The organism is Nocardia cerradoensis NBRC 101014, assembly GCF_000308535.1.
Lineage (GTDB): Bacteria > Actinomycetota > Actinomycetes > Mycobacteriales > Mycobacteriaceae > Nocardia > Nocardia cerradoensis.
Genome location: NZ_BAFW01000341.1, coordinates 1 through 9,736 on the forward strand (window position 1 = coordinate 1; position 9,736 = coordinate 9,736).

Below are 9,736 nucleotides of genomic sequence, written 5' to 3' on the forward strand. Positions count from 1 at the left end.
CCGCCGCACCCGTTCGGCCACATCCCTGGTCGAGCAGGGACCGATGGAGTGGGCAGTAGCGTGCTGCAGTTGTACAGGGCCGGCGACGCGCACTCGGTGTGGGCATTCTTTCGCCGCGGCCGGTTGGATCACTGGTACATCAACTTCGAAAGGCCCTACCGTCGCGGCGATACCTACTTCGACACCGATGATCACGGGCTGGACATAGTCCTGCGAGACGGCGAATGGCAGTGGAAGGACCTCGACGACGTTGCAGGGCAGGTCGACAGCGGTCGCCTCACGCCTGCGGAGGCGGACATGGTGTGGGCTGAGGCCGAGCGTGTCGCCTCGGCATTGGATCGCGGCGACTGCTGGTGGCTCTCGCGATGGCAGGGCTGGTCGCCGGAGCTTCGATACTCGCACCGAATAGTGTTCGGGCCCAGCTGATTTGGCGCGCTCATCGTCGGCCTGAGCGCCTCGCGAACCTGGTGCCCCGGGCGACCCTGGGCTACCGCAACAGCGTCTACAGGTAGAGGCGAAGGAGCGGGACGAGGCCGACAGTGAAAAGTTGCACCCGATGGCTGTACAGAGAAGGGCAGCGACAGCCGCAGGAACCAGGGGAGATGGGAGCTGCGCCTGCCTTCGATGCGGAACCGCTCCGGCGTGTCCGGGAGATACCTGACCTGCGCGGTCTCACCCGGTGTCCACCCCGGCCCCGCCACTGGCCACGCTGCGAGACGGCGACGAACCCGTCGTCGTGCCGGCCGGCCATCGTGCGCACGATCGTTTCGCCGCCATCGCTGTCGAGAACCGTCCGGCGACCGCGTTCGACGTCGACGATCCGCCCCGATGCCGCTATCCCGCCCCTTGCGAAGCGCAGACCGAACCGAGCTGCCTTGGCGCTCAGAGGCAGGCCGCCCTGCCCACCGCAGAAAAAGACCAGGGAGTAGCCCATGCCAGACCCCCGCGACGCTTGTGAAACGAACGTCAAGTCCGGCATGTAACGAGTTCGGAAGGGCGGCAGATTGATTCGGCTCCTCGTCGCGCCGGCGCATCCGCCAAGGTGCTCCCGCCGCCGCGACTCGTGGCCCGACCGGACGAGCCGCATCACGGCCCCTCATTTCCGCTTGCACCCCCCGTTCCGGATCGCCCACATGCAGCCGATTTGGTCCAACAAGGGGGTAGTGAGGTAATCTCTTCGAGCACCCGCAAGCGGGAGCCACGGGCTGTGGCGCAGCTTGGTAGCGCACTTGACTGGGGGTCAAGTGGTCGCAGGTTCAAATCCTGTCAGCCCGACAGAAGAAAACCCCTCCTGACCTGGTCGGGAGGGGTTTCCTGGTTACTGAGCTATCTGCAGGGTTGGGGCCAATTTGGGGCCACGACCGCTTTGTAGGTGCTGAGACAGCTTTTGACCGTCATCTCGGAGAGCTGCGATATCCGGGTGTAGGTATCGCTGCGTGATGCGGGGGTCGGTGTGGCCGGCTATCCGCTGCAGCCGATGCAGCGGTACCCCCGCGTCGGCGAACCAGGTGAGGCCGGTGTGCCGCAGGTCGTGACGCCGAAGATGCTCGAAGCCGAGCCTGGTGACTACCTCGTCCCAATTGGTGGCGTCCCTGAGCACTCCGGTGGCGATTCGCCCGCCCCGCGGTCCGACGAAGAGACGAGCGTCGCGAAGCGCTTCGGCGCGCTCCGCTTCCGTCGCGTCCCGGAGCGCAGGATCGGCGGCGATCCGAATGGCTGCAGCGTTGATACGGCGCAGAACGATCGGCCGAACCTCCTCGATCACCGGAATAGGCCGGGAGCGCTTGCCTTTCGTCTGCTTGTCGCGCATTCCGCCGGGGCCAGGTGTCGTCTGGCGTCGGAGGGTCCAAATCCACTGCTCGGTATCGAGATCGCCGACACGGCAACCCGATACCTCGCCGATTCGGGTCGCGGTGCAGGCCGCGAATACCACCGCGTCACCCCACCCTCGGTATCGACCATGCGATGCCTCCACCAGGGCATCGGCCAGATTCTGCAGAGTCTGCCAGTCTGGAAGGGCCAGCGCCCTCGGGTCGTCGATCTCGTCCTCGTCACGGGCGAGCTGGCGTTGCCAGCCGTTGACGTCCACCCGGTTCCGGTCGATGACTTCGTCCCGCACCGCCTGGTTGAGTACGCGAGCCAGAGCAGCGAGGGTGTTCTTGACGGTCGACTCACCACAGCCACTCGCTATCCACCTGGTGACTGCACGGTCGACGAGGCCGGTGGTCAGCATGGTGATCGGCAGGTGCCCGAGTGTCGGGACCAGGCGCAGTTTCCAGCCGGAACGGTAGGGGTCGAGCGTCTTGGGCTCCAGTCCACGCATCGCGATGTCCCAGTGCGTGTTTCCGTACTCCGCCAGCGTCGATGTCGCCGTCTTCGGATCGACCCCACGGGTCGCGGCCTGCTCGACCTGCTCGATCCAATTCTGCGCCTCGTCCTCGCTGTCGAATGATGCGGAGGACGATTCGCGCCGCTTGGTCGCCGGATCGGTCCATCGAACGCGCGCCCTGAACCGACCCGCCTTCCCGCGCCGCTCGACGTAGCCGCGAACGCCTGCGCCGAGCGGCACGGGATCGATTGGCGTGTTCATCATGCCGCAGTGGGGTCGATGCGGCGGTGGCTGAGATATTCGATCAGATCCGCACCGCTATACCGTGTGACGCGGTCGGACAACTGTACGAACGGCGGGCCCTGCGGCGGCCGCGCCGTACGCCATCGCCGAAGGCTGGATGCGTCCACTTTCAGCATGGCGGCGACCTCCTCGGTCGTGTACCAGGCCGATTCTCTCAGTTCGCTGAGCAAGCCGTGGTCGTTCATGATGCTGTTGTCTCCTCGTTTGCCGTCGCAGCGATGAGGTGGAGGTCGCGTTCGGTGTCGCTGGTGGCGTTGCGCTTGACCACGCGCGCGACAGTGGAGTGGTGGACGCCGATCTCGTCGGCGATCTCACGGGTTGTCGCGCCCGAGTGATGCAGGAACATGATTCGGGCGTCGCGGTCGGTCTCGGAGTCGATGTCGCGGGCTGTTGCATCCTGTTGCGGTGCGTGTCGCGGCAACTCCTTGGTGTCGCATTCCGCGATCCGACTGTTGCATGACACATCACCAACGTGCGGCACGGCATTTTCGGAAATTGAGGGTTGCGTCACCGGCTCAGATGTGTTGCCCCTGCGGGGTGCGAGTGGTGCGGGTTCCGTTGTGGCGCTGTGGTTGTGGCTGGTTTCGGACAGGAGTGCAAAGCCGCAGGTGACCATGAGTCCGTCGAGGACGATGGGGCCAACTCCTGCTCCGAGCTGGCCGTATCCCCATTTGTCGAGCACGTCGTGGACGTGGCCGTAGGAGATGAGTGCCGAGCCGGCGGCGACGGCACCGACGCCGCCGTATCGGGCCAGCATCCACCCGAAACCGGTCTGCCACCGCACCCGAGACAAAGCCTCCACCGCGAGCAGAAGGCAGACCGGCCAGACCGCGGACCCGATTTGCGGTGCGACACCGGGGTGCCAACCGGCCGGCTTCTCGTCGGCGGGCAGCCAGGTGTGTAGCCAGTTCATCACCACAGAGAACACCGATCCAAACACGAATCCCGCCCACGCGACTGTGCGTCCGCCGCGTGATGTGGCATCGGTGTCGTGGGTGCGACGGGATACGCGACGACGGCGCGACAGCGCGACGCCGTTGTCGCGGTCGGCCGCGCCCGTTGTCGCTGCCCCCTCTCGCGCGACTCCGGCCACCGGGCCGATTCCGGCGTCCTTGTCGGGTGGCTGACTGGTTGCCGGATTGTGTGCGACGGGGTATGTCGCAGGCGTCGACGGCTGCGACATGTTGTGTTCGGTGTCGGGGCTCATCTCGGTCTCCTTCGAAAGGGTGTCGGCGGTTATCGGCTCCGCGTCAGGTCCCGCGGCGGTGTCCGTTCGTGTTGTGGTGGTTGGCGAAAGTGGCGATCCAGATACGGGACAGGTTCGAGTTCGTCGATGCGGTGGAACGCATCGAGGTGTTCGGACAGGTCCTTGCCGGCCGCAGCCTGCATCACCCGCACCTCCCCGACTCGTCCGTGCAGGGACTCGGCGACGGTGTTGGCGTGGCGGTATCCGGGGCGGTCGCGGTCGGCGACCACGATGACCCGCCCAGCCCCGTGCAGCCATTTGGCGTGTTCGGGGGTCCATTTCCCGGCGCCCATCGCGTTGCAGGTCGCGATCTGCCCGGCCTCGAACGCGCGTTGCACGTCCTTCTCGCCCTCACAGACGTAGATTTCGCGGCCGGCGTCGACCGCTTCGACGACGTCGGGCAGCCGGAACGGGAGGGGTGCGAATCCGGTGTGTTCCCATTCGGTTCCGGTCCAGTGGGCCTGCCAGAACGATTTCGCGTCCCCGTGCTCGTGCGGGGTCCGCACCCGCGTCACCGCTCCCTCGACGCGGCCGTCGGGCCACCGGTAGACGTAGGTTTCGACGTTTTCCGGCTCCCCGATCTGCTGCCCGATCTCGCGGCGGGTGGGGAAGGCGAACCGGGCGTAGTCGATGGCCTTGTCCACTCGCGACTTCGGTGCCGCCGCAGTGGTGGGGGTGGGGCGGCCCGGCCGCCGCTGGGTGCGGCGATTCGGGTCGCGTTCGGGCAGTCGGTCCCACAGGTCCCGCACCCGTAATCCGATGCGGGACAGGACTTGTTCGTCGTCGCATCGGGCCCAGCAACGCACCATCGTTTTGCCCTGCTGCGGGTCGTACCGCACTCCCAGGGAGGGGTTGTGGTGGTGGCCGTCGGCTTCGTGGACCGGGCACAGGTAGTTGGTCCACTGCATCGGGCCTCGCGGGAACTTCGGCGGCCCCATTCGGCTGGTCAGTGCGTCGGTGACGACCTCATAGGATCGGCCCCATTCGCTGCGCTCGTCCATGACCAGCTCACCGCTCCCGCACCGGCCGCTCGGCCTGCTGGCTCTGCTGTTGGGTGAGGGTGCGGGCCTGTTCCAGGCTGCGCACCTGCACATCGCTGAGCCCGACGTGTCCGTCCGTGGCCAGGTTGTGGGCGATGTCGGCGCGGAAGCGTTCCATCGTCTCGGGGTTGTGCTGCCAATCGTGGTGGGCATCGCCGAGGAATGCCCAGTGCTCGGCGTGCGGGCCGGACGCCCAACGGTTGTCGATGTCGTTGCTGCGGCGGCTCATTCGGTCGAACTCGGCGTCGGTGACGCCGGCGTTGAACATCGTGCGCTCCAGGGCTACCTTTTCGGCGAATTCGGCGCGCATGGCTTCTTCGTGTTCGCGTTGCATGACTCATCGACTCCTCTGCGGTCGCTGCTGGTGCTGCTGTTGGGTCAGCTGGGGATCGATCAGCGCTCCGGCCTGTTCGACGCTGCGGTACTCCACCTCGCTCATCCCGATGTCGTGGCCGGCGGCGTGCTGGCGGCGCAGCCGCTCCAGGTGTTCGCGCATCGCGACCGGCCGCTGGTCCCACTCGGCGTAGGCATCGCCCAGGAATCGCCATTGCTTGGCGTGCGGGCCGGTGTCCCACCGGTCGTCGATGGCGTCGATGCGGTCACACACCCGCTCGACCGTCGCCGCATCCATGTCGCGTTCATCAAGTTGACGGTCCAGCGCGGCACGTTCGGCGAAATCGACGCGCATGGCTTCTTCGTGCTCGGGCAACATCACCGGCTTCGTTCGATCCCGTTGCGCGCGGGCCGGGTGTGGCCGTTGCCGCTGGTTTCGGTGATCTCGTGCAGCACTTCCCGCGCCGTCGGCGCGGTGTTGCCCGCCTTCGCGTCGGCGTCGATGCGCTCCGCGGATCCGTACCGGTCCCGTTTCGGGGTGGACTGGGCGAGTTTCTGCACGGCCTCGTCGCGTTCGGCCTTGAACTTGTCGCGCTCGCTCAAGTACTGGTCACGCTCGGTTTTGAACCGGTCGCGGTCCACGGTGACCTTCACCAACTTCAACCCGTTCTGCCGCAACTCCTCCAACTCCCGGGTCTGGCCAAGGTTGGCGTTCTTCAACGCCTCCACCTGCGCCGTCGCCGCGGCCAACTTCCTCTTGTGGTCGTCACGGTCGGCAGTCACCGCGTCGACACCGCGCTGCAGGATCTCCACCCGTCGCGCGAGCTGGTCACGGTCCTCGCGCAACCCGCGCAACTCGCGTTCGATCTCGGCCAGCCGATCGGGCTGTTTCGACTCCTGCGCAACGGGTTCCGGCGCCGGAACCGGCTGCGGCTGCCGGGTTTCGGTGGGGCGGTCCGGCGGGCGCTGCCGCTGCGGGGTCTGCTGCGGGCCCCAGGTGGTGACCTCGTCGCGGACCATGCCGAGCGGCCCGGTCGCGGACTGCCCGGTCGGGCCGGGGTTGCGCGAATCCCACATCGTTGCGACGAACTGGCCGTCGCGGCGGCTGCTGCCGTTCCCGTACTCGTTCAATCGGTCGGCGACCCACTGCTGGGCCTGCTCGCGTGTAACGAAACTCGCCGTGCGCGGGCGGTCCTGGTGCGGGACCGGCGCCAACGCGGGATCGTGGTCGCGGCCGTAGTACTCGTCCGGGCCCACCGACGCCACGAACGGCGCCGCCCCGTCGGTGCCAAGTTCGCTGCGGCGGGCCTCGACGCCGGCCAACTGGGCACGCAACCGCGCGGCCTCCGTGTCGAGCTGGCGGGCCTGGTCGGTGCGCTGCTGCTGCTCGCGCTGGACGGCCAGATCGCGTTCGATCTCGGTCTGCCGCTGCTGAGTCCGGCGCTCCGAGGTCACCGCGGCTTCGCGTGCGGCGAGTGCGGAGCGGTCATCGAGCGGCGTAAACAGTCGCTCGATCCGCACCGCGGCGGGCTGGCGTTCGATCTGATCGAGGGCCTGGACTACCTGTCCGCGCTGTTCCAGCGGTAGAGCGGTGGTGTGCAGGGTGTGCTCGATGCGGTGCCGGATGGCATCGAGCCGGTCGGTCCGCTCGGCGAGCCACTGCTGGTTGTCGGGTCGGGACAGGTCCATGTGGTTGCGGGCCCAGTCCAGCTCGCGGGCCTCGCGGTGGTAGTCGCTGACCCGCAGGTCGGCCCACGCGCCCGCGATGCGGCGCTCGCCGACCTCGATACGCACCGCCTCGGCCAGATCCCGGCGTTCGCGGCGGGTGAGTTTGCGAACTCCGCTGTAGCGGTTGCGGTTGCGGTGCGCCTCGATCCAGGTGCGGGCGACGTTGAGGATTTCGCGCAGTGCTCGCGAAGATTCGCGGCTGATCTGATCGATCTCGTTGTCTGACATATCGGTCGATTCCTTTCAGTGCCAGTTGTTTTCGGGGTTCGGGTTATCGGGTGCGTTCGATCGGCGCGCGCTGGCGGTTGCGGTGGTCGAGTTCGTCGGCGGCGCGGTCGGTGAGCTTCAATCGGGACGCGTACCGGCCGCGGGTCTCGGCCAACTCGTGCTCGGCGACGCGCACCCGCTCGTCGACGCGGTCGAGGTCGTACAGGACCGCGTCCGTCGCCTTGACCGGATCGATCTCGGCGCCGAGGGTGTCGACCTCCAACGCATCGGGGTGCCGGCGCAGGGTGCGGTACTCGCGGCGAATCTCTGCGAGCTCGCGCCGGATCTCGTTCATCCGGTCGCTGACGTCGTGCAGGCGGCCGTGCAGATCGACCGGGGCGGTGCGGATCGGATCGGGCGGGAATCGGTCTTCTCGGTAGTCGTTGTGGTTCATGGCTTTTCGGCTTCCTTCCACTGGATTTCTTGCGGGCTCGGCGTGCGGGTTATGCGGCGCCGAGGGATCGGGGGTCGTCGGGATAGGGCTCGTCGGGTGCGAGGCCGAGGAGTTGTTTGCTGAACTGCCAGTCGACGAGCGCCTGTTCGGCGGTGTGGCCGACGATCTGGCTGGCGGTGGTGAACGCGAGCGACGCGCGATAGCGGGCGAGGTTGTCGGCGGTGAAGCCGTACTCGTGGCCGGCGCCGGGATCGATGTGCAGCATCCGGTACTGCTCGGGCACGGTGGCGTCGATCTCGAGCAGCCGCGCGCCGGTCGATTCCCACGGCAGTGGGGAGCAGATGAACGCTTGGGCGAGCTGGTACCACATGCCGCGGATCAGCCCGTCGCGCCAGTGGTGCTGGGCGTCGTTGGTGTCGACGAGCCCGAGGTCGCCGGCGTGTTCTTCGCACGCGAATTGTGCTGCGTGCGAGCAAAACAGGGTCGCCATCTCGTCGAGCGAGTACTCGATATCGGTGATCGACACTGTCGGCTCGGACCGGCCGGTGATGTTGCCGCTCATCACTTCGCCACCTCTGCGGTCGCGGTGGCGGTGTCGTCGTGGCGGAACCGGGCGGCAGTGGCGCGGCTGGTCAGCCATTTGACGGCGCCGACCAGGGCGCGGGCGAACGCGGCGCTGCCACGGGCCAGCGCGGTAGCTATCGCGGCGACCGCGACGGGCAGCGGGGGCCGCAATGCGGCGTTCCACCACAGATAGGCCAACCAGCCGATCCCATATCCGGCCACGGGGACCGCGACCACGGCGGGCTGTCCCCATCCGGCCAGCGCGGCGGCAGTGACCACAAGGGAGGAACTGGCCGCCGTCGAGGTCAGCAACCGGACCCGGCCACTAGAGCCGGTGGTGCCGACTTTCTCGGTGGTGTTCTCCTCGTCGTCGACGACGCTGGGGACCAGTCGCAGGTCCGGCTTGTGCTGTGCGGGCGACGGTTCGGCCGGTGCGGCAGGCGTGCGGTCGGTGGCGCGAACGGCGGCGGCGAGAAAGTCGCTGACTTCGTCGGCGATCATGTTGCCGACCTCGTCGGCGGGCACGCCCGCGGCGATGTCTTCGAGCCGCTTCCGCGGGTTGTCGTCGTTCTGGTCGTGTCCGTCGTCGTCTCGGATGATGCGCATGACGTTGTGCTCCAATCAAATTCGAAAAAGCTGGGTGGGTTATGCGGCGGCGGTGGCGGCGCCGCCGATACCGGGCTGTGTGGCGGTCTTCTTCGCGGCGGCGGTGCCGGGAAGCGGCGTGAGGCGTTTGGTGTCGAGGGGGACGATGCGGCCGTAGAAGGCGCGGCCCTTCTTGGCGAACACGAAGTCGCCAGTCTCGAACTGGCGGACCCGGTCAGGGTCGACCAGCCACTTCTCCCCGACCGAGACCTGGCCTTCGTCGCCGTGGCGCTGGCCCTTGATCAGGTGCCGAGACGGCAGCATCACGCGCCGCGATCCGAAGTGTTTGCACAACTCACCGAAGTTCTCGCCGTACCCGATCAACACCCCGCCCGCGCACGCTTTCAGCAGCCGATCCAGCGACCACTTATCCGCGGCGAGCGATTCGGGGGACTGACCGGCGAACACCATCGCCACGCCCTGGGAGCGGCCGCGCTCGGCGATCTCCTCCAGGCCGAGTGATCCCTGCTTGGTGGTCAGGGCGCTGGCCTCGTCGAGGTACAGGGTGACCGAGCGTCGCTGGTCTTTGCGTTTGCGCCCGGCGCGCTGCATCACCATGCGCAGGGTGGCCGCGACCTGGGAGCGGGCGGCGTCCTTGTCGAGTCCGGGAACGGTCATGAACAGCACCGACAACTCGTCGATGTTGCGGCCGCCGTCGAACACGACGTTGCCGGAATCGTCTTTGAGCAGGTCGAACAGGTTGCTGCACTTGATCAGCGCATCGTCGATCTGGGGGACCTTCTCCGCCTGCAACGCGTTGACCTGACGCACCACATCCGGCGCGTTCGACCAAATCTCCTTCAGCTTGTGCTCATTCAGCCGTTCCAGGAACTCGACGTGGCTGCGCGGCGGCCCGATCGGGGCATCGACAACCAGCGCGATGATGC

At 67.4% G+C, this 9,736-nt stretch carries 12 protein-coding genes and 1 tRNA gene; 2 read left to right on the top strand and 11 right to left on the bottom strand.

Annotation, left to right across the window (positions count from 1 at the left end; all coding sequences use genetic code 11):
- Together ON23_RS29140 and ON23_RS29145 are read left to right on the top strand one after the other, a co-directional pair.
- A partial coding sequence (locus tag ON23_RS29140) for a ribonuclease FAU-1 family protein (protein ID WP_218001130.1) occupies positions 1-426 on the top strand: 426 nt, incomplete at its 5' end.
- 775 nt (positions 427-1,201) lie between these two features.
- Positions 1,202-1,275 (top strand) — tRNA-Pro (locus ON23_RS29145).
- Between the two features lie 43 nt (positions 1,276-1,318).
- Here ON23_RS29145 and ON23_RS29150 read toward each other — a convergent pair.
- The 11 genes from ON23_RS29150 to ON23_RS29200 all read right to left on the bottom strand — a co-directional run.
- The gene (locus tag ON23_RS29150) at positions 1,319-2,590 is read right to left on the bottom strand and encodes a site-specific integrase (RefSeq protein ID WP_039782243.1); all 1,272 of its coding nucleotides are present in this window, start codon (positions 2,588-2,590) and stop codon (positions 1,319-1,321) included.
- On the bottom strand, positions 2,590-2,817 hold the full coding sequence (locus ON23_RS29155) for a helix-turn-helix domain-containing protein (RefSeq protein WP_039782246.1): 228 nt from the start codon (positions 2,815-2,817) through the stop codon (positions 2,590-2,592). The genes ON23_RS29150 and ON23_RS29155 overlap by 1 nt, the downstream gene beginning before the upstream one ends.
- Complete coding sequence (locus ON23_RS29160; protein ID WP_039782248.1) at positions 2,814-3,839, bottom strand: helix-turn-helix domain-containing protein; 1,026 nt, start codon at positions 3,837-3,839, stop codon at positions 2,814-2,816. Before ON23_RS29160 ends, ON23_RS29155 begins: the two co-directional genes overlap by 4 nt.
- Before the next feature lie 29 nt (positions 3,840-3,868).
- Positions 3,869-4,879, bottom strand: a complete 1,011-nt coding sequence (locus ON23_RS36235) for a toprim domain-containing protein (protein WP_051043527.1) — start codon at positions 4,877-4,879, stop codon at positions 3,869-3,871.
- Positions 4,880-4,886: 7 nt separating this feature from the next.
- Complete coding sequence (locus tag ON23_RS38170) at positions 4,887-5,252, bottom strand: hypothetical protein (protein WP_039782249.1); 366 nt, start codon at positions 5,250-5,252, stop codon at positions 4,887-4,889.
- Between the two features lie 3 nt (positions 5,253-5,255).
- The gene (locus ON23_RS29175; RefSeq protein ID WP_039782251.1) at positions 5,256-5,630 is read right to left on the bottom strand and encodes a hypothetical protein; all 375 of its coding nucleotides are present in this window, start codon (positions 5,628-5,630) and stop codon (positions 5,256-5,258) included.
- Positions 5,630-7,207, bottom strand: coding sequence for a hypothetical protein (locus tag ON23_RS29180; protein WP_039782253.1), 1,578 nt, complete (start codon positions 7,205-7,207; stop codon positions 5,630-5,632). Before ON23_RS29180 ends, ON23_RS29175 begins: the two co-directional genes overlap by 1 nt.
- A 43-nt stretch (positions 7,208-7,250) precedes the next feature.
- Positions 7,251-7,640, bottom strand: a complete 390-nt coding sequence (locus tag ON23_RS29185; protein WP_039782255.1) for a hypothetical protein — start codon at positions 7,638-7,640, stop codon at positions 7,251-7,253.
- Between the two features lie 49 nt (positions 7,641-7,689).
- Positions 7,690-8,202: a hypothetical protein gene (locus tag ON23_RS29190; RefSeq protein WP_039782256.1), complete on the bottom strand. Its 513-nt coding sequence runs from the start codon at positions 8,200-8,202 to the stop codon at positions 7,690-7,692.
- Positions 8,202-8,810, bottom strand: coding sequence for a hypothetical protein (locus ON23_RS29195; RefSeq protein ID WP_039782257.1), 609 nt, complete (start codon positions 8,808-8,810; stop codon positions 8,202-8,204). The genes ON23_RS29190 and ON23_RS29195 overlap by 1 nt, the downstream gene beginning before the upstream one ends.
- 39 nt (positions 8,811-8,849) lie before the next feature.
- Positions 8,850-9,736, bottom strand: an 887-nt coding sequence (locus tag ON23_RS29200; RefSeq protein ID WP_039782259.1) for an ATP-binding protein, incomplete at its 5' end; no start/stop codon positions are given.

Excerpts from the sequence above, each read along its gene's own strand:
- ON23_RS29185 (WP_039782255.1), bottom strand. The coding sequence starts at position 7,640 with ATGAACCACAACGACTACCGAGAAGACCGATTCCCGCCCGATCCGATC.
- ON23_RS29160 (WP_039782248.1), bottom strand. The coding sequence starts at position 3,839 with ATGAGCCCCGACACCGAACACAACATGTCGCAGCCGTCGACGCCTGCG.
- ON23_RS29180 (WP_039782253.1), bottom strand. The coding sequence starts at position 7,207 with ATGTCAGACAACGAGATCGATCAGATCAGCCGCGAATCTTCGCGAGCA.
- ON23_RS36235 (WP_051043527.1), bottom strand. The coding sequence starts at position 4,879 with ATGGACGAGCGCAGCGAATGGGGCCGATCCTATGAGGTCGTCACCGAC.
- ON23_RS29190 (WP_039782256.1), bottom strand. The coding sequence starts at position 8,202 with ATGAGCGGCAACATCACCGGCCGGTCCGAGCCGACAGTGTCGATCACC.
- ON23_RS29150 (WP_039782243.1), bottom strand. The coding sequence starts at position 2,590 with ATGAACACGCCAATCGATCCCGTGCCGCTCGGCGCAGGCGTTCGCGGC.
- ON23_RS29175 (WP_039782251.1), bottom strand. The coding sequence starts at position 5,630 with ATGTTGCCCGAGCACGAAGAAGCCATGCGCGTCGATTTCGCCGAACGT.
- ON23_RS29155 (WP_039782246.1), bottom strand. The coding sequence starts at position 2,817 with ATGAACGACCACGGCTTGCTCAGCGAACTGAGAGAATCGGCCTGGTAC.
- ON23_RS38170 (WP_039782249.1), bottom strand. The coding sequence starts at position 5,252 with ATGCAACGCGAACACGAAGAAGCCATGCGCGCCGAATTCGCCGAAAAG.
- ON23_RS29195 (WP_039782257.1), bottom strand. The coding sequence starts at position 8,810 with ATGCGCATCATCCGAGACGACGACGGACACGACCAGAACGACGACAAC.